Source organism: Nostoc sp. NMS2, from assembly GCF_017115105.1.
Classification (GTDB): Bacteria; Cyanobacteriota; Cyanobacteriia; order Cyanobacteriales; family Nostocaceae; genus Nostoc.
The window spans coordinates 43268-67365 of record NZ_JABXKH010000090.1; the positions used below are offsets into that span (position 1 = coordinate 43268).

Consider the following 24098-nt stretch of genomic DNA (forward strand, 5'->3'; position numbering starts at 1 on the left):
CTTACAAACTCGCAACCGAGCCACCATCTACCCGGTAGTTAGAACCCACCACAAAGCTTGATTGCTCAGAGCAAAGGAATGCAATCACAGCCGCTACTTCTTCGGGTTTGCCACGTCGTTTTAGTTCGATGTGAGGGCGCTGTTCATCAAGAAAACTGTCAATTGCCTGATCAAAGCTGACACCCAATTCTTTTGAGCGCTTTTCCATCATTGCGTCAGTCATTGAGGTGGCGATATACGCAGGAGAAACTGCATTTACCAGTACGCCATCTTTTGCATAAGCTTTAGATAAGTTTTTAGCAAGATTCAGTACAGCTGCTTTGCAAGCGCAGTAAGGTATCTCTTCTGGGTAGGGTTGTAGTGCATCTTCCGAACTGACGAGAATGACTCTTCCCCAACCAGTTTTACGCATCGCCCCGATAAAAGTGCGACAGGTGCGTACCGTCGCCATCAAGTCAACGTCAATTGTCTTATACCACTCTTCATCACTCAGTTCCAGGAAATCTCCTGTAGCACCTGTGATTCCTGCCGCATGAACAAGAATGTGAACTGTTCCGAAACGCTGAATAATTTGCTCTTTGGCAGCTTCAATTTCTTTGGGCTTGGTTAAATCTGCTTGAACCGGAAATATTTCTCCAAACTCTCTCAATTCCTCAGCCGCCTGCTGAAGATTTTCTGAAGTCTTATCGACAATAGTAACCTTTGCACCCTCAAGAGCTAGCAGTTTAGCTGTCGCTTTACCAATGCCGGAATCACCCCCGGTAATTACAGCGACTTTACCTTTAAGACCAAGATCCATAAGCTATTTCTCTATGTTTTAAATTAGGAAAAATTTATGCCAAGCTAATTAATTGAGAAATATTCAGATAATTTTTGCTTGCACGTTTTACTTTATGTCACTGATTCTGAGTTTTTCAACTCATCAATGGTATATATCCCGAACGATAAATTCAGCCTTTGGACATAGATAAACTTGGAAAATAATTGTTTTAACTGAGATTTGTAACTGAAAAGTGGGAAAAACTTTGGCATAGATGGATTGACATAACCCAGTGCATCGAAGAAGAATTCAGAATCCAGAATGGGCTAAACCTTAGCTATCCGCTAACAGGAGCGGAGCCGGAGACGCTCCGCCTCCGGTCAGAATCAATAAACATCTCCGAAAATGAATGTAGAGACGTAGCAGTGCTACGTCTCTACAAGGGTTCTGGATATGCCTATTATTTCTGTAAGAGAAAAAGACTTTTAATAGAAAGAATCATTTTAGCAAATTAACATAAATTATTAATTTAAATATTGTTTTAAGACTAATAAACTATATCTATGGTTTGAGGTATATCAAAGGTTATTCAATAATAATTATATTTACACAAATTACCTGAAAAATTATATTGAATAGCTAAAGCTAATCATGTATCAAGAAAAAAAACAAGTGTAATTTTAAAGTTTTTTGGTATTAACTTGAACCTGGTATTTATTGCCAGTAACCAAGTTAAATAAGCGGAGATTATTATGGTTAAAACCATTGAGATTTACGACGATCGCCTGCGTGCTATTGTATCTCCAGATGCTTCACTCCAAAAGCTAGCCAACGGTGCAATCCATAGTGAGGGGCCTGTTTACTTTCACGAGGACAATAGTGTTGTGTGGAGTGATGCTCACGGCAATCGCCTGTTACGTTGGAGTCCTACTGACGATGTGAGTGTCTTACGCGATCCATCTGATTATCAAAGTGGCAATTACCGTGACTTGGAAGGCCGTCTTGTTGCTTGTTCATCTGGTTTGCGTGCCATCATTCGACGCGAACACAATGGTGAGTGGAAAGTTTTAGTCGATCGCTACCAAGGCAAACGCCTTAACAGTCCAAATGATTTGGTAGTGAAAAGCGATCGCACAATTTGGTTCACCGATCCGCCTTATGGGATCACCGAGCCAAATCAAGGTTACGGTGGCGAACAAGAACAACCGGGAAGTTACGTATATCGATTTGATCCAGCAACTAGCGAGATTTATCCTGTAGTAACCGACATGATGCGTCCTAACGGACTGGCTTTCAGTCCAGACGAAAGTCTACTGTATGTTTCAGATACAGCTGCGTTTAATATTCCTGGCGGGCCTCATGACATCTGCGTGTATGAGGTTGTGAGCGTAGGCGTAGACCGCACTTCGACTTCGCTCAGTGACCGTCGTAGACATCGCTATGTAAAGAATGGTCGTGTATTTGCAATCATCGATCCAGGACAACCTGATGGATTCCGGGTGGACAAGTACGGCAACGTTTTTACTAGTTCTCAAGACAGCGTGCAGATATACGCCCCCGACGGGACTCAGTTGGGAAAAATTCTTGTACCGGAGACATCCACTAACCTGACTTTCGGCGGTAAGGAGAGTAATCGCTTATTTATTACAGCCGGTCATTCGTTATATGTTATCGACCTTAATACCGTGGTGTACAACAATGATTTATAGATTTGGGATTGGTGTAGCGATCGCTTTTTTCCTAGCTGCATTTAATTTTCCTCAGCTCAGTCCACACTTGTTAAGTTCACTTTCTCCTGTGTATCCTGACGGATTTCCAGGATTGGCACTTTTACTTCTCAGAGTTAGCCTTGGCTGGTTGTTTATATTACACGGCTATCCCAAGATAACGCATCTTCGACAGTGGGCTGAGTCTCTAAAAACGCCTGTCTTTCTTTGCTTTTTATCAGCTGCATCGATGTTAGGTGGCGGAATTTTTCTAATTATTGGATTCCTCACACTCTTAGCAACTTTGCCCATTCTCTGCTCAATGATTTTTGCAATATATTTGCACATCACTGGAAGTAAACCTTTTGTAGCCCAAGATCCATACTTAATTCCTCAAGAACAGTATCAGGGTGCTTTAGGACAAGGTGAACCGCCAAGTTGGGAAAAAGCGTTTATGTACTGCGTGATGCTAATTGCGATCGCGGTTTTAGGCCCTGGTGCATATTCGCTAGATGCTTTTATTTTTGGACGATGAAAACTATCCGACTGAATCACCAAAACAGTGCTGAATTTTCATCTGTAGTAATGAATAACTCATGCCATGAAGTCGTTTCATAGCATCAACATTGGCATAGCCCATCGGAGATATCCTTTTTTGACACATTTAGGACTTACGCATTGACAGGAAAAACCAGATCCATCGTAGGGGCAATTCATGAATTGCCCCTACGACGCGGCTTGCCCTATTCTGTGCCGAGCTGCATCAAAGTCTCTGCTGTTTAGTAAGTAAGTTGGCGCGAAAAAACCCAAGTATGTTACGAAACGTAAATAGGCTTAAAACCCTTACTAATGACTAATGACCAATGACAAATGACAGCCTTAGCCAGTTAGCTTTAATTGCGCCGACCTACTTAGGTTGACTTGAACTCTAATGAACAAGTCAAGCAAATTATCTTATTTTAAAGATGCTAAAGTCCGCCGTCCAACTATTCCGTCTGCTCTTAATCCTTTAGACCTTTGAAATTTGATCACTGCTGAACGTGTCTTGTTATCAAAAACACCATTCACATTTGCGGTATAAAATCCTTGCTGCTTTAAAGCATTCTGAGCAGTTTTGACTGCTTCTCCCCTGCTACCTACTGTGAGTACATTACTACGCTTAACTGCTGTATTATTAGACTTGTGCTTGGCATTAATCTTGTGGACAGCATTAGGCTTTTTCATGGTGTTGCCTTGCTGAGGATTTTGTGCAACCTGAGTAGCGGCAGCCAGATTGTGGCTTTTTTTATTGGTTAAAGAGTAACCAGGCAAAGCAGTAGCTAGAGTCAGAGCAGGGATCAAAGCAAATACTTTCCAATTCATTCTCTTATTCCTTCCAAACTATGAGAGATTTTGCAATTTTGATTTGAAGAGTCATGCTATGAGGACTTGTACCTGATAGTGATTCTCTTCGATCGACTCTGGTGTGTGGATTTGCTATAGAACGAGTCTATTGCTTACCCAGAGCTATAGCATCACACGTTATATTGACAGAGTTATTGCAAAAATGTGATAAGAGTGTGACAAAAGCATGACTAATTTATTAAGGATTATGTCGCACAATCCCATACTATTGATTTATGAGAATTTATCGAACAGAATTCAGAAGTCAGGACGGGCTAAACGCCCCGCTATCGCTAACAGAATAATGCCTCCGGCACGCTCTTCGCGTTCAGAATGAATTCTGTACGACTGGCGGATGAATAATCGGCGTTTTTGCACCCCCACCAAATTTTTAATTTGGTGGTCTTCAATGAGTCGCAGGTCTGAATCCCCGACTCATGGTTACTGAGCGTAGCCGAAGTATTGATTCTGATTCCTGTTAGCGGATAGCTAAGGTTTAGCCCATTCTGACTTCTGAATTCTGAATTCTTCTTCAAGTATTGGTAACAAGCAATATAGCGTGTCCGTCAGGATCTTTAACTAAACAACCCTTGCGATCGCAACTTCCACTAACCGTAAACTGTACAATCCGCGATGATACAAACTGAACTCCATTTTGCCGCAGTATCTCTACCGCCTGCTCAATATTATTGACAACAAGCTCAATTTGTATATGTGCAATATCGCAACTTTTCCAGTCACTCGGTATCAGACGGGCTGTGGAAGGCACGATATAGTCTAATAATTCAATCCCTAAGCCGCCTTGAACAGGTCGCAAGCCCGTAATTTTGACTTCGGCTCCTGGCAAATTATCCAAGCGAGATTGGGTTGCACGCCAGTTGAGACTGCGGCTATCAATTTGCATTCCCAGGAGGTCGCGGTAAAAGTGTAGACTCTGCTCGGTATTGGAAATAGCGATCGCACTATGGTCGATTCCCAAAAATAAGCGATTCGTGTTCTGATGCCATTTATCTTGTCCTTTATCGGCAGGAAACCAAATTAACTCTAAATCATGTCCATCAGGGTCTTTAAACTTAAAAGCGCGGACACCACCAGATGTTTCATTATCAGGTAGGATTGTCTGTGGTGCAACTGAAATGGGTTCAATCGGAAATAAACACACTTGTGCATAAGCGCGATCCATATCACTCACCACAATTGCTAGATGTTGAAACCAGATGTCATTACTTTGAGAATCTTTTGGGATGGGTTTTCCCGTAATGTTGAGATACTCCATCAACTCGATGAGTTCATCACCTAGCCGTAAAGTGATAATGCGAATTTTTGCCTCAGTTATTCCTTGTAAGTCGCTGTAATCTTGTCCTTCAACTGTGATATCGGAAACTAATTCAAACCCAAGTGCTTGCGTGTAGAAATCAACAGAGCAATCGCAGCTTGTAACCGTTAATCCAATAGCTCTAATTCTTTGTACCTGTACATCGGTTTGACTAAGCATATTCATCAATCAACACTCCTTTTATCAATCCCTAGTTCCTAGTGGTTCATGTCATTAATTACGATCAATGAGCGTGATCAGATCCCCGACTTCTTGAAGAAGTCGGGGATCTCGCAGCGCCGCAAAATTAATGGAACAGACGACTAGTCCCAAATCCCCAGTCCCTAGTCCCTAGTCCCTAGTCTCTCCATCTCCCAACATTTTTAGTAATTTTCTCGCAGCTAGAATACCCACAACTCCTGCGCCGACTATTTCCACCGCTTGCACCACTTTTTTCCCGACATCATGAGGGTCAAGGTGATGGTGAAAAATCTCTTCATCCACCCATTCAGTGGTGGCTTTGAAGTCATGAATTGCTGTTGGTAATAGCGTTAAATAAGTGCCTTGACGGATTAAATGTGCGGTTTCACCTGCAACTTCAAAAACATTGAAAAGGTTAGCAGCAGCATCATTTATCCCCAATTTCAAAAGGGTTCCCCGGATGTTAACCTTAACAGGTTTGAGTTCTTTTCCTAACGCTAATGCTTTCAAATTCTGGGCAATATTGGCTCCTTGCTGATAAGCCACTTGAGCCGTAGGCGGTAGGGAATTATCCTGAACTGCTGCACAATCACCACCGACAAATACTTCTGGGAAATCGAGTAATTGTAAGGTGGGAGTAACTAAAGGGCGATCGCGACGATCTCGGTGTTCTTTAGAAATTGGCAAATCTTTAATCAGTGGATGGGTAGAAGTGCCAGCAGTCCAAACTGTAGTATGTGTGGCTAATGTCTCAATTTGCTCGTTACGCTTATATTGAATTGAGTTGGAACCAATAGCAGTAGCTTCGGCTTCCACAATCATCTCTATTGGTACAGCACGTTTCTGCAATTCCCGTTCGGCGATTTCACGCAATGGGTTATTTATATCGCCATCAAGGATTTCTTTACCATGATTGAGCAGTACTACACGAATTTCACTTGAATTTCCTCCCAAAGCGCTATACCAATGTGGGAGAAAATCAGCTAAGGTTGCTGCCATTTCCACACCACTTGCACCACCACCAACTATGACTACTGTTAGTAGTTTTTGGCGTTGTTCCGAATCTTCAGTTTGCACTGCTCTTTGTAAACAGTCACGTAAATGTTTGTCAAGAGCGATCGCATCTGCTTGCGTCCAGAAAGGAAAGGCGTATTCTTTAGCACCTTCAACTTGATGATAGCCAGTAACACTGCCCAAAGCTAATACTAAGTTGCTGTAATTATAAGAGTTACCAGATACTAATTTGACTTCCCGTTGATGCAAGTCTATCGATTGCACTGTATCTTGAACAAAGATGACACCACTACCTTTAAGTAATTCCGAAAAACGCGGGACTACCTGAAAGGTATCCATCTCACCATCGAAATATTCATATAGTAGTGGCTTAAAGCAAAATCGCTCGTCTTTATCAATCAAGATGACAGAACGAGGATAGTGTTCGTGAGCTAAATGTAAGGCTGTAAATAGCCCCGTAAAACCACCGCCGACAATCACAGTTTGATAAACTGGGCTGTTCATAAAATCTCTCATGAAAGGGAATAGGGAAAACTAAGCCGGGAGCATCTCAATGAGTGTAAAAACACATCTTCGGGTTTCAAATTCCTAAGAGTCCGCGTAGGCGGACTTCGTTTGTGTAGCGGCGATTTCTAATCGCCTGGTATGTTTGCTTTTTTTTGTAAATCTTGTGAAATTAAAATGTTTTATTAATGAAAGCTCTGCTAGATGAATAAAAACAAAGCTATCAAAATAGCGCTGAGGAACACAGCAAATCCAATAGCGTATTCAACTCTGCGACTAAAAAATCCGACAGCAGCAATTAGAGCGATCGCTAGCCCAATAATGCCAGCATATTGCTCTTTTTGTAATCCGCGTGCGATTAGTGGATCTTGACCTGGTGCTGGAGTTTCTTGAATTGTTTTTGGGGCGCGTTCTGAGGCTGGTATTTCTTGCAAGAATAAATTCATCAAATTACTCCTTAAAATACTGGGATTTCTGAATTTTTTTATGTTCGCCAAAGATAGATCAGCGAGAAAAGAAAGACCCAAACTACATCAACAAAGTGCCAAAAAAGAGTAGTCGCACTTGTCCCGAAATGAGTTTTATCATAGTTGCCTGGAATGAATGAGCGAATCAGCATAATTATCTGAAGCACAACACCAGCCAAGACGTGTAGACCGTGGAAGCCTGTTAGTAAGTAAAATGTCGAACCAACTAACCCTGTAGTAATCTTGAAATCGAGACTTTTCCACTCAATTAGTAGACCAACTAAGAAGTAACTTCCCATTGCGATCGTTATTAACCATAGCCAACGAAATTTATTGAGTTGATTACGCTTGAGGGCATTTTCTGCTGGTTGAATGACAAAGCTACTAGAAAGTAATACTACCGTATTAATAACCACAATTGTAGACAATTCTGGCCCCGAAATACCGGGTGGTAGCCAGTTATTAGTACTCAGCCGGAGAGCAACATAAGTAAAGATAAAACTCAAAAAGATGATGCTTTCTGACAGCAGGAAGACGGTAAATCCGAACATTCCTTTACCATGATGATCTTCATGACTCCCGCCACCACTTGGTAGGAAGCGCTGTAACCAATTTGGCAAGCGTCGCCGCCACAGATCAAAACGGATTGGACTTTCATCTATATGAGTGCGACGCATAATTCGTAATTCGTAATTCGTAATTCGTAATTTAAATTTGTCTAACTCTTTACAGAATTAATGGTGTGGATAGGTTAATCCAAAATCCAAAATCCAAAATCTAAAATTGAGTCACTCATTGTTATCAGAATTTTCGATGACTGAGTACTTTGGATTGCCGTAGTCATAAGGAGGTCTTGTGACAATTGGAATCTCTTCAAAGTTATCTCGCGGAGGTGGTGAAGAGGTTGTCCATTCTAATCCAGTAGCGTGCCAAGGATTATCAACTGCCCTCGGCCCGTAAAGCCAAGAGCCTACTATGTTAGCAATAAAAGGCAGCGTGGATGCTCCTAGTAAAAATGATGCCAGGCTAGCAATGACGTTCCATCCTTGATATTGTGGATCATAAGAAGAAACTCGGCGTAGCATCCCTTGTAAACCTAATGGGTGCATGGAGAAGAAGGTAATATTGGCAGGAATAAAGGTCAGCCAAAAATGCAACTTACCCCAACCCTCGGCATACATTCTTCCAGTTATTTTGGGAAACCAGTAGTAAATTGCCGCGAAAATTGCCATTGTGATCGTGTTAAAAACGATGTAGTGGAAGTGTCCCACAACAAAGTAGGTGTTATTAACGTGGATATCAAATGGGGTGGCAGCAAGCATTACACCAGTAACACCACCAAAAATAAACATGGCTGCACCTCCCATTGCAAACAACATTGGTGTCTCTAGATGTAGCTTGCTTCTCCAGATGGTGGCAGTCCAAGCGAAGGCTTTAATACCAGTTGGTATCGCAACTAACATTGAGGTAGCCATGAAGGTCATCCGCATCCAACCAGGGGTGGCACTGGTGAACATGTGATGTACCCAAACGAAGATGCTGATTGCAGCAATACCCAAGGTGGCGATCGCCACTGAACGATAACCAAATAGGGGATTGCGAGAAAATGCAGGCAGAACCTCCGCAAAAATACCGAAGGCTGGTAGTGCCATGATATAAACTGCTGGGTGAGAGTAGAACCAAAATAGATGCTGGTAAATGATCGGATCGCCATTCCCATCCGGTTTAAAGAATTGTGTACCAAAGGATAGGTCAAGCAACAGCAGTACCAATGCACCTGTCAAGGCAGGTAAATTAATCAGTTGCAATAACTGAGCGCTGAGAACCGACCAAACGAACACAGGCATCCGAAAAAATGTCATCCCTGGGGCCCGCATCCAAAAGATGGTTGTCACAAAGTTGACAGCCCCCATGATTGAAGAGATGCCTATTAAAACTAGGCTGACTATCCAAATAAATTCACCGTTAATCAGTTCACCGCCTGGAATTTGCAGACTAATTGGCGGATAAGACCACCAGCCAGATTGTGCAGTGCCGTTTGGTAAAAAGAAACTAGATAGTAGTAAAAGACCTGCGGGTGGCAGAATCCAAAAAGAGATGGCGTTGAGCAAAGGAAAAGCCATATCCCGCGCTCCAATCATTAGTGGTACTAAGTAGTTAGAAAGACCTGCATTAAAGGGAATGATCCACAGGAAAATCATGATTGTCCCGTGCATGGTGAACAAACCGTTATAAAGCGGGCGATCGACCAAATTCGATTCTGGGGTGAGCAATTCAGCCCGAATCAGCATCGCCAATAGCCCGCCAATCAGGAAGAAAATGAAGGTCATCACCATGTACTGAATTCCAATCACCTTATGATCGGTGTTGAAGCTGAAATATTGTCGCCAAGTATTACCCTGCTGGTTCTGGTAATTTTTCGATTCTCGATCCCCGGTAATCTCTTGACTAAAATCATGTGTCATTATTTAGCTTCCTTTTATTGGCAATGCCAGGTTGAGCAGGTGTGACGGTGTACCAGCCGCTATTAAACAATGTTTTTGGTGGTTGGATATTTTCGGCAACTGCCTGATTTACTGGAGTTGGTTCGCTATTAGCAGTTTGCGTGAGCCACTGATTATATCGATCGAGAGATTCAACGTATACATCGGTTTCCATTAAGGCAAAGTAAGTACCGCTAAATTGAGAATCTTTCAGCCGATATTTGCCTGGGCGAATGGGTGTTAGCACAATATCAATGTCGCGCCCTGGAATAATATCTTGCTTTAAGCGAAACTCAGGGACGTAGAAACCGTGGATTACATCCTGCGCTTGCAGATTTAAGCGAGTGCTACGATTGATCGGCAAATGCAGTTGATTGCTAGTAATATTATTTGGATAACGAAAAGACCAATCCCACTGCTTAACGAAAACATCAATAGTTTCAGACGCAGGTTTGGGGACATCGCTGAGGGTTTCGGCATAAGCGGGTGCAGATTCAAGGGGTGTATGCAAATGCACAATTTGCTTTAAACCTAAAATATTTAACTGCTGATAAATATTGAAGCTTTGGAAAGCAATCCACACTACTAACAAAGTTGGGGTTGCTGTCCACAATATTTCTAGCCTCGTATCACCTCTAGAGGGGTGTCCTTCGGTGTAGTCTTCTGGTGGGGCACGATGGAAAGCGATCGCATACACCATTACGCCAACTAGCCCAAGTAAGATAAATGCTCCAATTGAGACTAAGAAGCTAAACAAATCATCTACCCGTTGTGCTTCTGTTGTAGCTTGGGGAGGCATCCAAAAAAACGCCTGTTGCCCAATCCACCGACTGACGACGAGCAGCACTGCTACATAAACCGCTATTAATACATATTCAAAAACACTAAACATAAAATTCAATAAATTCTCGTTTAATTATTTGTTGTAAACATTTTTGGCAATGGTATTAAGTAACTAGGCGCAAATAAATTAAAGTTTGTAGTCGGGACTTTAGTCCTGATGATAATCCTTGTTTTGAGCGATGAATCGCTCACTACGAACTAGGATTTTATTTTATGTTTAATTATGCCTACCTAACTTAGCAGCAGTAACATGAATCCCAAATTCTTCTCCCAATTGCGCCCCCAAAGTTCCGTGAACGAATAATATGCCTAGTATTGCAATCCCTGCTAACAAGTAACTCCACTGCACCTGTCTGGAAGCATCCTTACGCCAGCGATAGCGTTGCAAACCTCTCCATACAGTCATGGCTACAATGATCCCCAACAGCAAAAGGCCACCCAAACCATGTAAAAGCATTGTCCAACCAGCACTCAACCCCCAAGCACTCTTTTGATCGACTGGTGGATTTGCCAAAATTAGCTCCAAAAAACCAGCCGCAACTGTGAAAAACGTAATAGCTGCTGCTGCTATGAGGTTGTACCAACCGACATCAAAAAAGCTAGAACGGATGGCAGCCAATCCCAAAAATTTGAAAATTGGTTTTTCTAAAGAAAATAACACTCCTGCTAAATCAAAAATGACGGCAATGATGAACAAACCCAGTGTTAGATGCACCAACTGCGGATGTAAAGGAATTTCGTAGGGTAATCCGTTAGCACCCAGGCGCAATCTCAACTGCTCAATCAGTTGCGGGTTCATGGTGAAACTCCCTGTTTCATGGCTTGAACTACAGGCTCAACGTGTAAACCATATACCCAAAACAGTTTACTGCCTAAATATACTTGCAAGAATACTAGGCAGACTAACAATGTTGCAGCCCCTAAGTAAGCAGGCGGTACTTTTCGGGGGCTGCGGTTGCGAATCACAAAACGCCAAGCTGCGATCGCGGCAACCATCGCCGCCAATGACCAACCCAAGACGGTATGATAATTCAGTGTAGACTGGGCTGCTTTCTGGGCTTGTGCTAGTCCGGCTTCAAATTGACCAAAGATCACCGCTAAAAAAATTGCGATCGCAGCAACAAACATATTCCAGAAACTCACCTCAAACAAACGCACGTTGCGGGTGAAATAGCCTAGAACATCGCACACGAAAGAAAAAAGCACCATTGCGATTACGAAGTGGACAATGATGGGGTGTAGAGGGTCAGGGTATGGTAAATTTTGGCTATTCAGAGACAGAGCAGGCATCGCTTTTTCCTTCATAAGTCTAAGAGGTTATTTGAAAAGTGTTTCGCTGTGACTTTAGGCACTTTGAGAACCCCCCTTAAATAATTCGTAATTCGTAATTCGTAATTCGTAATTCGTAATTAAGTTTTGTGACGGGTATCTAGACCACTACCCAAAACTTTCTGCCTGTAGAGGCAGAGGAATTAACCCCTAAACTTTGTTAAAAACTATTTTCTAGCAATTATTTGTTCAAGCATAAGAACTAATCAAAATAACTAGAATTTTCTTTTCTTTTATATCCCAAATGATATCAACTAAAACTGATAAACAATGTTTCTCCGAATATACCATAAATTGTTGCTCAGATTGACATAGCCTTTAAATCTATAACTTAACAAATCTTATAAATAAAGACATACTATTGTCACAGGAATGACAACTAATTAAAATATTGGTCAGTAAAACAATATACTATTTATCTTTCTTTGGATAGATTAGGAAAATACTAGGATTCTCTTAAAATCTTAAAAAGCTTTGTTTGTTTAATCGATAAATTAACGATTTAATAATCTAAATTTGCTAAGGTAATCCTACGCGAAGCAAGCAAAAATATAGCTTTTCCTAATCAAATGAGATACATCATAGCCCCCTATCGAAGAGCGGGGAGGGGGTTGGGGGTGGGGTTTTTGTACCTCACTCAACTGGGAACCGCCATATTATATTATGCAAGTCTTCAGCTACTTACAAAGAATCCACTTTTTAAAAGTATCGAAAGCATTATGAGCTATTCCCCTTACCTGCTGAAAGGTCAAAAAGCACTTGTAACAGGTGCTAGTTCTGGGATTGGTGAGGCCATTGCTCGCCATTTGGCTACATCAGGTGCAGCAGTAGCCATCAACTACAATTCTGAAGCTGAAGAAGCCCAAAAAGTTGTTGATGATATCAAAGCTGATAATGGAGAAGCATTTGCTATTCAAGCCGATGTCAGCAAAGAAGACCAAGTAAAAGCGATGTTTAGCAAAACGCTCCAAGAATTTGGCACTATTGATATCTTAGTAAGTAATGCGGGCATTCAAAAAGACTCAGCATTTATCGATATGACCATTGAGCAATGGAATGCAGTGATTGGGATAAATCTGACGGGACAATTCTTGTGTGCTAGGGAGGCTGCAAAGGAATTCTTGCGTAGAGGTGTAAAACCTGATATTTCTTGTGCAGCAGGTAAAATTATTTGCATGAGTTCCGTACATGAAGTAATTCCTTGGGCAGGTCATGTTAATTATGCTACGAGTAAGGGTGGCATTAATATGATGATGAAAAGTATTGCTCAAGAACTTGCTCCCCACAAAATTCGCGTTAATAGTATTGCTCCTGGTGCTATCAAAACCCCCATTAACAAATCAGCTTGGGATACTCCAGAAGCAGAAGCAAAGTTACTAAAACTGATTCCAGCAAAACGGGTAGGAAATGTTGAAGATATCGCCAAAGCAGCAGTTTGGTTAGCTTCTGATGACTCTGATTATGTTAACGGTACAACACTATTTGTAGATGGTGGCATGACCTTGTATCCCGGATTTACAGAAAATGGTTAAAGAAAAGAGGTGAGAGGCAAGAGGCAATAGGAAAGAAGGCTTTTTGAGTTGTAGGGAGTTTTTCAAAAATCAAATATGAGTCCTATAGTAAAGCTATCTTATACCTTCTGATAGTTTACTTTTAACTATCAGACACGAGATTGTAGGTGGATGCACGATGCACCTAAGTTTTTAGATAGCTCTTATTTACGCTCATGGCAACTGATTCATCTAAAAAAATAATCTTTGCAGCGATAGGGTCTAATTTAGCGATCGCTATTACTAAATTTATCGCCGCCTCCGTTACTGGCAGTTCCGCCATGATCTCTGAGGGAATTCATTCAGTTGTAGATACAGGCGACCAACTTGTACTTTTGCTAGGACTTCACAGAAGCCAAAAACCAGCAGATGATAGCCATCCCTTTGGATACGGTCAAGAACTTTATTTCTGGACTTTTATCGTTGCTATCCTCATCTTTGCCATTGGTGGCGGTATGTCAATTTATGAGGGAATTACTCATTTAATTAACCCCAGCCCTTTAGAAGACCCGATGTGGAATTATATTGTGTTAGGTGTAGCAATATTACTTGAAGGTTTTTCTTGGACTGTGGCTTTAAAAGAGTTTTTGCCAACCAAGGGTAAGCAAAATTTTTGGCAAGCAATCAAAAACAGTAAAGACCCTACAGTATTTACAGTATTATTTGAGGATACTGCCGCAATTTTAGGCTTAATTGTTGCCTTGATCGGAATTTTTTTAGGACATCTATTTAATAATGTTTATTTCGATGGTATCGCTTCGATTATTATTGGCATTATTTTGGCGATAGTAGCAGTAGTATTAGCTAGAGAAAGTAAAGGATTATTAGTTGGTGAGAGTGCTGATCCTCAAACCATAGCTAATATCCGTTCTTTGGCAAAAACAGAACCAGGAGTCAAAGAAGTTATCCGGGTGCTAACAATGCAGCTTGCTCCACATGAAGTATTACTTAACTTAGAAATTCAGTTTTCTAAAAATCTTACAGGCGAGGAAATAGCATTAACTGTAGAAAGTTTAGAAATAAAAATTCGCCAAAAACATCCTGAAATAAAACAAATTTTTATTGAAGCTAAATCATTAACTGCCGTTCGCAAATATTCTCAACCTTTTCAATAAAATTGGCTCTTCAGTACTTGCTATGCTAAATACATCTGTAAATTAGCTTAAAACCCTTGCTGGGCAATAATAACAGCCGTTATTCTTAGCGTTTGAGGCAAGATTTTTGAAATTGAAGCTATAACTCCCTGTAAGGCTTGATTTTCAAGGCAAGTGACGGACTTTAATTAAAAGTTCAGCATAATACGTACTGAAGAACCATAAAATTTTAATCAGATAAATATCCAATCCCGCATGTTCAAAAAACATTCATAGCTTATTAGTGCAAGAAAATATGGTAAAAATTATTGGTCAAGCACAGGCTTTTGGTTCACCAGGTATTGAGCCTCGATGGACTCATGCCAATAAGGATGCAGTCGGTACAGCTTATTCTACCTCTAGTCGCGTTTGGTTTACTATCTGCAACGGTGTTGTAACAGAAGTCTACCACCCCACAGTAGATAGACCCCAAATTCGAGATTTGCAATACTTAATTTCTGATGGAAAAAGCTTTTTCCACGAAGAGAAACGCCATCTCGAATCAAAAGTTGAACAGATGTGGACTCATGGTTTAGGATACCGCGTCACTAATTCCGATCCACAAGGGCGTTATGCTGTGATCAAAGAAGTGATTGCTGACCCACATTTATCCTGTATTTTACAACATACAAAGTTAACAGGAGAGCGCGAGTTTATCTCGCAACTCCAGCTATACGCTTTGTGTGCGCCACATTTGGAAGTTAGCGGTAGAGGTAATAATGGTTACACCAGAGAAGTTGCTGGGCATCGGATTCTAACGGCCGAAAAAGCAGGAAGATGGCTGGTGCTGGGTGCAACAGTTCCCTTTACCCGTCTTTCCTGTGGTTACGTCGGTCAAAGTGATGGCTGGACAGATTTAGCTGATAATTTCCAGATGGATTGGGAGTTTGACTGTGCTTTAGATGGCAACATTGCTTTGACTGGACAACTAAATTTAGATGAAAGTAACGAGTTTACTTTGGGACTGGCATTTGGTACAACTCTGCACAATGCAATTTCCACACTGTTTCAGTCGCTAAATATTCCTTTTCAACAGCAGAAGCAACATTATATCGAACAGTGGAAGCGATCGCGCCAGTGCATCAAACCATTAGAAAATATTTCATCCAATGATGGCAAGTTGTATCACCACAGCATTAGTCTGCTTTTGGCCCATGAAGACAAAAGTTATCCAGGTGCTTTAATCGCCTCCCTTGCAATTCCTTGGGGCGAAGCCAAAGACGACCAAGACCAAGGGGGATATCACCTTGTCTGGACACGGGATATGATTAGCAGTGTAACAGGTTTGGTGGCTGCTGGGGAAACTGAAACAGCAGTGCGATCGCTCATTTATCTTGCCACGAGTCAGCAGGAAGATGGCGGTTTTCCCCAAAATTTCTGGGTTGATGGTGAACCTTACTGGAAGGGTATTCAACTAGATGAAGTGGCATTTCCCATTTTACTAGCATGGCTATTGCACCAACAAAAAATACCACTGAACTTTGATATTTATCCCATGATTTTACGGGCGGCGGGTTATTTAATTCGTCATGGCCCGGCTACCCAACAAGAACGCTGGGAAGAAAACAGTGGCTATTCACCTTCTACACTCGCATCTAATATTGCCGCTTTAATCTGCGCTGCTCAATTTGTTCGTGAACGTGGAGATGAAGTAACAGCACAATTTATCGAAGAATACGCCGATTTTTTAGAATCTCATATCGAAGCTTGGACAGTTACTACCGAAGGCACTCTTGTTCCTGGCATCAATCGGCATTACATCCGCATTACTCCTACAGATATTAATAATCCTCAACCCAACGAAAATCCTAATCAGGGAACTCTTTTCATCAGTAGTCAACCTCCTGGTAAAGCAGCAGAATTTCCTGCGAAAGAAATTGTGGATGCAGGCTTTTTGCAACTAGTACGCTATGGAATTCGTAAACCTGATGACCCGATTATTGTTGATTCCGTCAAAGTAATTGATGCAGTTTTGAAAGTAGATACACCCGTTGGGCCTTGTTGGCATCGTTACAACCACGATGGCTACGGACAGCAAGAAGACGGCAGTCCTTATACTAGTTATGGTAAGGGACGCGCTTGGCCTCTCTTAACAGGAGAACGGGGACATTATGAATTAGCTGTTGGTGGCGATGTCAAAACATATATCAAGGCAATGGAGGGATTTGCTTCAAACACTTGTTTGCTACCAGAGCAGGTTTGGAATGAAGCAGATAGAGCTGAAAGCCACATGTATTTAGGAAAACCAACAGGTTCCGCCATGCCTTTAATGTGGGCGCACGCAGAGTATATCAAGCTGCTACGGTCAAATCATGACAATCAGGTGTTTGATTTTATCCCAGAGGTAGCGAATCGCTATTTAGGCGAAAGACAAGAATGTAAATCATTGGAAATGTGGAAGTTTAACCGTCAAGTAGACAAAGTTAAAAAAGGTTATACATTGCGAATTCACGCTTTAGCTTCTTTTCAGTTGTATTGGTCACAGGATAATTGGCAAACAGCAAAAGATACGCCTTCTACTTCCACAAAATTAGGAGTAAGTTTTGTAGATATCTCTGTTTCTAATAACCAACAACAGCCAATAAGCTTTACCTTTTTCTGGATTGAAAGTAGCAAATGGGAACAGCACAATTACACGGTTTTAGTTGAGTAAGTAATTAGCTTTGATTTTTCTGAGATTGCCCCACAATTCAAGAGAGCCATTTTATGCAGAATAACCAATCACACAAGCCGACAATTGACTACTGGCACGTCTGGACTGACCGCGATGGTATAAGTCACCAGTCCCGTTGCCAAATTCAGGACTTCATTGAGAAAGGTATAGCCCCTGATACCTCACCTCAGTGGCTTTCTAAATTGAAGCAGTCTGGTGCGACAATTACCTTTACTGTGCTACCGGTGGGATGGGTTGGTAACTGGCATGAGAACCCAAAGCCCCAGTGGATAATCCCTCTATCGGGACGCTGGTTTGTAGAGACTATGGATGGACAGCGAGTAGAGATGGGCCCTGGCGAGATTTCATTTGGAGAAGACCAAGGCACGAAAGCGGACGCGCAAGGTAATAAAGGTCACTTATCTGGAACAGTAGGCGATGCGCCAGCTGTTCTGATAATGGTGCAACTTGAAGAAACTCCGACTTTCGAGCAATCTTGTCGATTTAGTTAACTAGTACAGCACGGCGTAAATAAACCACCCATTCCAAATCAAAGAAACGCTTACGCTGTATTCATTTTTAATTTTTAATTTTTAATTTTTAATTCCGCCTTGCGGTACTAGTACAGTTCGGCGGAAATAAACAGACCATTTGAAATGTCTAAAACCCTTACGCAACGGTAATTACAAATTACGAATTACGAATTACGAATTACGCGAAGCGGTACTATAAGATCCCCGACAACTTTTACGAAGTCGGGGATCTCACCACCCTCATCTATCAGAATTAATGACATGAACCACTAACCATCATCTTGTTAAAAAGTTTGTTTGTTTACCTCTGTAGGGAATCATTCGGTGGTTGCTTGGTGCTAAAAATTCTAGAAAATTTTCCTCAACTATATCAAATTTTATTATCAGCTAATTTTCTCCTTGCGTAATGAATGTAGTATCTCAACTGGTGTGTAATGACTCATCTTATCGGTAAACAAATTGTTTGGCAGAAATTAGCTTTGAGAATTTTTAGTATGGCATTGCTGCCTACATTAACTGCTTATCCCGCTTTCGGTGCAGAGCGCCTAAAATTTAATTATGGTGTTTTAGAAAGGTCTATCCCCATTAGTTCGCTCGAAAACTATGCTAAAACAGGCAAAGTAGATGATGATTTAGCTGGATATAGTAAGTATGTAGACAAAAAGCAACTAACTCAACTGCGGAAAGTTTTACTAACTCGCATTCCCTTAAATCAAGTAGAAATGTCGCAGTTTCTTTATACACCCATTGGTGAGCGATTATTACAAAGATTGGGGAAAATTATTCAGACAGAATCTAGATTATCAGGCTTTTATGCAATTCGTTCGGCACTAATTTTATCAGCCGCCGATCAAAAAGATTTTACCCTCTTAAATATATTACGCAAGTTTCCTGCAAGCTCAATTTCAATTAACTTAAACCAGACTTTAGCAATAGCAGAGACATTACAAGATTTAGTAAATCAAACTCAAAATGCAGTAGCACTTATTAACGAACAATCTCAACAAAAGGCAACCACTACTTCTAAGCCTAATTCTATTCCATTGATGGACTTAGGAAAAACCGGAAGTTTTCGTTTCTTAAAGCAAACCATTACCCTTAATGACCTTTCACGTAATAGAAGGTTTTTAGCTGATATTTACCTCCCATCTGCTCAAACTCTTCGGACGATAATTGTTATTTCACATGGACTTGGTTCTGACAGAACAAGTTTTGCATATCTAGCCGAACATCTCGCTTCTTATGGTTTTGTGGTTGCTGTCCCAGAACATCCTGGTAGTGATTCAAAACAACTACAAGCATTATTAAAAGGTACAACTGATAAAGTTACTAATCCTAGAGAACTTATTGACAGACCTTTAGATATTAAATATTTACTAGATGAACTCACTAGTTTATCTAAGTCTAATCCAACATTTCAGGGACGTTTAAATTTAGAACAAGTTGGTGTAATCGGGCAATCATTTGGTGGATATACAGCATTAGCATTAGCCGGTGCAAAGATTAATTTCGAGCAATTGAAAGCCGACTGTCCATTAGAAGATACGTTAAATGTTTCGCTATTACTTCAATGTTTGGCTGTCAATTTACCAAATTCTCAATACAACTTATCGGATGCAAGAATAAAAGCAGTAATTGCCATTAATCCCGTTGATAGCAGTATTTTTGGTCAAGCTAGCCTTAGCCAAATCAAAATTCCTGTGATGATTGTATCTGGCAGTTCTGATACTGTTGCTCCGGCTTTACTAGAACAAATTCAGCCTTTTACTTGGTTAACAACTTCAAACAAGTATTTAACACTTATCAATGGCGGGACACACTTTTCTACTATTGCTGAATCACCCAATGCAACTATTCCTATTCCTACACAAGCAGTCGGTTCAGGTTCAGCCTTGGCACGTCGCTATGTTAAAGCTTTAAGTGTTCCTTTCTTTGAAACGTATATTGCTGAACAGCCAAGTTACCTTCCATATTTGAGTACAGACTACGTTCATACAATTAGTCAGCAACCACTACCGTTAAGTTTAATTAAATCTCTGACATCTGAAGAATTGAAAAAAGCGTTTTAAGAGGTTATAGCCATTTTCAATCTGGTGAGTTACAGGTATGCAAATAGACCTAACCCCCTGACCCCCAACCCGTTGCGGGAAGGGGGAACAATTCAAAGCCTCTCTCCTTTTAGAAGAGAGGTTTGGAGAGAGGTCAAAATTGTATTTCACTAGACCGAGAACCGCTATACTTATAAAGTAAAAATAAAATTTTTGTAGGATGTGTTAGGGATATATTTTGATATTTTTGGTTAAAAAAAAGATAATTTAAGCGCCTAACGCACGCCACATAACACGGTGCGTTAGGCTAAAGCCATAACACACCCTAACTTTTGATTTACTACGTTTTTGGGTCATTTATTTTTTGGGTAGTTCCTAATGCAATAATTTCTTCAAAGCAGAAGCAGTCTACGAGATTGGTTAGTGCCTTGATGAGATGATCGTGCTGTTCAGGAATTTGCTTAATCAGCATCAGAACTTCTTTAGCATTTATTCGGAGCGCTGCATGATGCAGTTGCTCAACCCAGTCGCTGGGCATTACGCTTAAATCTGCAACCGTTAATAAATCGGGTGTGAAGGATGAAGCGTTAGAAGACCAAGATGCTTTTTCCTGATTTTCCAGTTCATCAGCATAAACATAACGAATACCCAAATATTCAGCCATCTTTTCAAAAATTACGGTCGTCCGAAATGGCTTACGCACAAAGTCATCAAAACCTACAGACATTGCTGTTAAGCGGTCTTCTTCAAATGCGCTTCCGGTCAACGCAATAATAACTGGGGCTTGAGCGCCTGCTGCTTTAATATGTTTGGTTGCCTCAAATCCGTTCATGATTGGCATCCGTAGATCCATCCAGATGAGGTTAGGCGACCAATTTTGCCAAAGTTCGATCGCATCTTGACCATTTACTGCTTCCCGCACCTCAAAGCCAACGGGTTTCAATAACTCAACTAGAAGCCGCCGATTTTCTAGTTTATCCTCGACAATCAGAATGCGATAGCTGGGTTGTCCCTTTTCTAAACCGATAACTTGCCGACTCTGTGCAGGCGTTGGCAAGGTATCCATAATTACTGCACGAGTTCGGATATCAAAGGTAAAATTTGAGCCTTTTCCTAGCGTGCTATTCACCCTTATATCTCCGCCCATGAGCCGCACAAATCGCTGACTGATGGGTAATCCAAGTCCAGTCCCTTCCTGAGCTTTTTGTCCCGCTTCTGTTTGGACAAATGGTTCAAATAGGCGATTAAAGTCAGAATCAGCAATGCCGCAACCCGTATCTTCGACGCTGAAGTTCAGGGTAATGGGTTCATCTGGTGTGATGTTTTGGTTAGGAGTTTCTACCCGCAAGGTTACTTGACCGATCTGGGTAAACTTAATTGCGTTTCCTAATAGATTAACCAGAACTTGGCGTAATTTACTCTCATCGGCACAGATGTATTGGGGAATGGTTGGCGATCGCTCTAGAATGAGTTGTAATCCTCTCGATTGGGCTTTCAATGCAAACATCTGTTGGAGTCGATCCAAAAGCGCGTAGAGGTCAAAGTTTGTTTCGCTGAGGATAACTCGACCTGCTTCAATTTTGGACATTTCCAACACATCATTGATTAAGGTCAGTAAGTCTTCACCACTGCGGTTGATGGTGTCAAGATATTCTTGTTGCTGTGAGTTGAGCGATCGATTTCGCAGCAGCAGTTGGGTAAAGCCAAGGATGATGTTAAGAGGAGTCCGTAGTTCATGGCTCATGTTAGAGAGAAACTGGCTTTTGGCGAGGTTGGCAGCATCTGCGGTTTCTTTGGCTTGCTTGAGCGCGGCTTCGGTTTTTTTCAGCTTGGTGATATCACGAGCAACCCAAAGTACTGTATTATCAGATAATGGCGAAACACTAGCTAAAAACCAAGTTTCTCGATTCTTGTTCGCTAAGTGGTATTCAACAAAAACATTTTTGCGACTTCCATCAGGGTTTCTGGGTTCTTCTTTCAGATGCAACGCTTGCTGAATGGCATCGACTATTAAATTGGCGATTTCTTTTGGTAAAACTTCATCAACTTTTTTGCCAATGCGCTCCATATCAGGTTTATAAGCGAAGGATTGTGTTAGCACATACTTCGTTTGCACATACTTTTGGTAACGACCCTCTGCATCAAAAACCACTACCATATCAGTCATGGCAGCGAACATTAACCGGAGTTCTGCTTCAGATGTTTTTAGTGCTGCTTCTACTTTTCGGCGATCGCTAATTTCCCGTTGAAGTTGGGCATTTTTCTCTCCAAGTTCCCTGGTGCGTTGCGTGACTCGGCTTTCTAATTCTTCGTTGGTTCCTGCTAGAGCTAAAAAGGATTCACGCAACTGATGGGCCATAAGGTTAAAAGACTCCGCCAAAGAGTTTAGCTCGGTTGTACTGTTCACAGAAACCTTCTGGTCTAAGTTTCCGGCTGCGATCGCTTTTGCTGTACTCCCCAGTCGGAGAATTGGCTGTGTAATCCAGTGAGCGGTAAGAATGCCCCATCCGGTTGCGAGTGCAAAAGCACATAGACAAAGCACAATTGTGGAGCGAGTATTTGCATTGATTTGATCCATGAAATCCCGTTCTGGAACAACCACGATGATTAGCCAGTCCAACCCCTGCGGATTCTTCATTGGCACAATCTGTAAAAATTGCCGTTGACCCCCAATGTCAAAATCTAGTTGTTGTTTTTCGGTAATCTGGGTTAAGTCTCCAAAGTGTTGCTGCAAATATTCAGCAGTGCGTCGCGTCAAAATATCATTACTTGCGATCGCCTGAACTCGAACCGGATTCTGATCTGCAATTGGGACTGTCGGATTTTCAATTACGTAGGGTTGTTGAGTGGCAGAACTACCAACCAGCAATCCTGTTTGGCGTTCTAAGATGAAAGTTTCGCCCGTTCGCCCGATTTTTAGACTCCGCAGATATTGACTGATCCCAGTCAGTGAAAAATCGACAGCAGCAACGCCTAGCAGATTGTCGCCATTATCATAGATCGGCAAGCTAGCATTTAGCACATATTTGGGTGTGGCAAACAGTCTATAAATTCCACCCCAGTTGGCTGTCTTAGACTTAACTGCCGATTGATACCACGGACGAGTCCGCGGATCGTAATTAGGCTTGGATCTTAAAAGTTTAGTGTAATGTCCCGGTTGATCTGCGGCATAAATCCGAATTTCGTTCCCAGTGGACTTGCCTGAAAGTTTCACCTGAAACTGACCATTATCCGCCCTTTGAACCGCAACATGTTCACCATATTCTGACCCAACGTAAACTGCTGTCACTGTGTCAAACGTCTTCAGCTGATACCAAAGGTGTTGTTCTAATACTGGTAAATTTTGGATATTAACTTCACCTAGTTGAATAGCATTAGCATTTAGTTGATTGATTTTATGAGGCGTTTCAACATATATTTTTAGGTACTGCTGGATTCGAGCCGTGATTTCATTTCGGAGTTGGATTGCAACTTCATTGACTGCCCGTTGCCCATTGTGTATTGATAGCCACCCGGTTAGCCCTACAGCTAGAGAAATTTGCAGTACAAACGGCACTACAAGAATGTGGCGCAACTGCACATTTTTAGTCAGTTTTGAAAGTTTAAGGGTGAAAGAAGGCATATCCGAATTCCTGAAATTAAACAGCAATGTTGGGGTACTAATATTTACACAGAAGCCTCTTAATTTTGATGAATTCTATTTGCATAATTATAGAAGATGAACTTTCTCAGATAATATTACCCTCTTGGGTAATATTGAGAAAGGATACATAACCTTATTATGTAAGAGATGTAGGGGCAATTCATGAATTGCCCCTACCGACAAATTAGGGTTTCAACTATTATTTGCCTAAGTCCTGTCCTTATTTTCACTCTCCCCCATCTGCAAGAGTTTGCCCCGGCTGGATATTAGCACTGCCGCCAATTGTAGTTAAGGGAACTCCAAAAAATAAATTATCCAATATTCTGTACTTCACTACGATTTTCCTCCCCCTGCCCCCTACCCAGGGTGGTTTCATACGAAGAAAGAAAAATACATAAATCCTGATTTCTCGTTTTGTAGCATGGCTTTTTACCCCTCTCCAAACCTCTCCCGGAAACGGAGAGAGGCTTTGAAACCCAGTTTTAGTTTTTTCTCTCGTTGTATGAAACCACCCTGCCTGCCCCCTGCCCCCT

The 24098-nt window shown here is 41.5% G+C and carries 18 protein-coding genes; 7 read left to right on the top strand and 11 right to left on the bottom strand.

The genetic code is table 11. The features are described from left to right. Position 1: 1 nt before the first annotated feature. On the bottom strand, positions 2–799 hold the full coding sequence (locus HWQ36_RS16680) for an SDR family oxidoreductase (protein ID WP_292704808.1): 798 nt from the start codon (positions 797–799) through the stop codon (positions 2–4). Positions 800–1512: 713 nt separating this feature from the next. Here HWQ36_RS16680 and HWQ36_RS16685 point away from each other — a divergent pair. Both HWQ36_RS16685 and HWQ36_RS16690 read left to right on the top strand, forming a co-directional pair. After that, on the top strand, positions 1513–2469 hold the full coding sequence (locus tag HWQ36_RS16685; RefSeq protein ID WP_292704809.1) for an SMP-30/gluconolactonase/LRE family protein: 957 nt from the start codon (positions 1513–1515) through the stop codon (positions 2467–2469). Then, positions 2459–3001: a DoxX family protein gene (locus tag HWQ36_RS16690; RefSeq protein ID WP_292704810.1), complete on the top strand. Its 543-nt coding sequence runs from the start codon at positions 2459–2461 to the stop codon at positions 2999–3001. Before HWQ36_RS16685 ends, HWQ36_RS16690 begins: the two co-directional genes overlap by 11 nt. Before the next feature lie 419 nt (positions 3002–3420). Here the strand turns inward: HWQ36_RS16690 and HWQ36_RS16695 are convergent, their stop codons facing one another. The 9 genes from HWQ36_RS16695 to HWQ36_RS16735 form a co-directional block, all read right to left on the bottom strand. Then, positions 3421–3828: a peptidoglycan-binding domain-containing protein gene (locus HWQ36_RS16695; RefSeq protein ID WP_292704811.1), complete on the bottom strand. Its 408-nt coding sequence runs from the start codon at positions 3826–3828 to the stop codon at positions 3421–3423. 553 nt (positions 3829–4381) lie between these two features. Next, a complete protein-coding gene (locus HWQ36_RS16700; protein ID WP_292704812.1) occupies positions 4382–5350 on the bottom strand; it encodes a VOC family protein in 969 nt (322 codons plus the stop codon). Positions 5351–5515: 165 nt separating this feature from the next. Continuing rightward, positions 5516–6883: an NAD(P)/FAD-dependent oxidoreductase gene (locus HWQ36_RS16705; protein WP_292704813.1), complete on the bottom strand. Its 1368-nt coding sequence runs from the start codon at positions 6881–6883 to the stop codon at positions 5516–5518. 200 nt (positions 6884–7083) lie between these two features. Beyond that, positions 7084–7329, bottom strand: a complete 246-nt coding sequence (locus HWQ36_RS16710; RefSeq protein ID WP_292704814.1) for a hypothetical protein — start codon at positions 7327–7329, stop codon at positions 7084–7086. Positions 7330–7367: 38 nt separating this feature from the next. Continuing rightward, the gene (locus HWQ36_RS16715) at positions 7368–8027 is read right to left on the bottom strand and encodes a heme-copper oxidase subunit III (protein ID WP_292704815.1); all 660 of its coding nucleotides are present in this window, start codon (positions 8025–8027) and stop codon (positions 7368–7370) included. A 111-nt stretch (positions 8028–8138) separates the two neighbouring features. Beyond that, positions 8139–9815 carry a cbb3-type cytochrome c oxidase subunit I gene (locus tag HWQ36_RS16720; RefSeq protein ID WP_292704816.1) on the bottom strand — a complete coding sequence of 559 codons (1677 nt, stop codon included), beginning with the start codon at positions 9813–9815 and terminating at the stop codon, positions 8139–8141. Next, the gene (locus HWQ36_RS16725; protein ID WP_292704817.1) at positions 9805–10725 is read right to left on the bottom strand and encodes a cytochrome c oxidase subunit II; all 921 of its coding nucleotides are present in this window, start codon (positions 10723–10725) and stop codon (positions 9805–9807) included. The genes HWQ36_RS16720 and HWQ36_RS16725 overlap by 11 nt, the downstream gene beginning before the upstream one ends. 168 nt (positions 10726–10893) lie before the next feature. Beyond that, the gene (locus HWQ36_RS16730) at positions 10894–11475 is read right to left on the bottom strand and encodes a DUF2231 domain-containing protein (RefSeq protein WP_292704818.1); all 582 of its coding nucleotides are present in this window, start codon (positions 11473–11475) and stop codon (positions 10894–10896) included. After that, positions 11472–11966 carry a DUF2231 domain-containing protein gene (locus HWQ36_RS16735; RefSeq protein ID WP_292704819.1) on the bottom strand — a complete coding sequence of 165 codons (495 nt, stop codon included), beginning with the start codon at positions 11964–11966 and terminating at the stop codon, positions 11472–11474. Before HWQ36_RS16735 ends, HWQ36_RS16730 begins: the two co-directional genes overlap by 4 nt. Before the next feature lie 758 nt (positions 11967–12724). On the opposite strand from HWQ36_RS16735, the gene HWQ36_RS16740 reads away from it, so the two are divergent. The 5 genes from HWQ36_RS16740 (at position 12725) to HWQ36_RS16760 (ending at position 19943) form a co-directional block, all read left to right on the top strand. Then, positions 12725–13537 carry an SDR family oxidoreductase gene (locus HWQ36_RS16740; protein ID WP_292704820.1) on the top strand — a complete coding sequence of 271 codons (813 nt, stop codon included), beginning with the start codon at positions 12725–12727 and terminating at the stop codon, positions 13535–13537. A 194-nt stretch (positions 13538–13731) separates the two neighbouring features. Further along, entirely contained in the window at positions 13732–14670 is a 939-nt protein-coding gene (locus HWQ36_RS16745) for a cation diffusion facilitator family transporter (RefSeq protein WP_292704821.1), read from the top strand. A 274-nt stretch (positions 14671–14944) separates the two neighbouring features. Beyond that, entirely contained in the window at positions 14945–17341 is a 2397-nt protein-coding gene (locus HWQ36_RS16750) for a glycoside hydrolase family 15 protein (RefSeq protein WP_292704822.1), read from the top strand. Positions 17342–17394: 53 nt separating this feature from the next. Further along, on the top strand, positions 17395–17853 hold the full coding sequence (locus tag HWQ36_RS16755; RefSeq protein WP_292704823.1) for a cupin domain-containing protein: 459 nt from the start codon (positions 17395–17397) through the stop codon (positions 17851–17853). A gap of 455 nt (positions 17854–18308) precedes the next feature. Continuing rightward, on the top strand, positions 18309–19943 hold the full coding sequence (locus HWQ36_RS16760; protein WP_292704824.1) for an alpha/beta hydrolase: 1635 nt from the start codon (positions 18309–18311) through the stop codon (positions 19941–19943). 319 nt (positions 19944–20262) lie between these two features. On the opposite strand, the gene HWQ36_RS16765 is transcribed toward HWQ36_RS16760, so the two are convergent. After that, positions 20263–23544 carry an ATP-binding protein gene (locus tag HWQ36_RS16765; RefSeq protein WP_292704825.1) on the bottom strand — a complete coding sequence of 1094 codons (3282 nt, stop codon included), beginning with the start codon at positions 23542–23544 and terminating at the stop codon, positions 20263–20265. Positions 23545–24098: the final 554 nt, after the last annotated feature.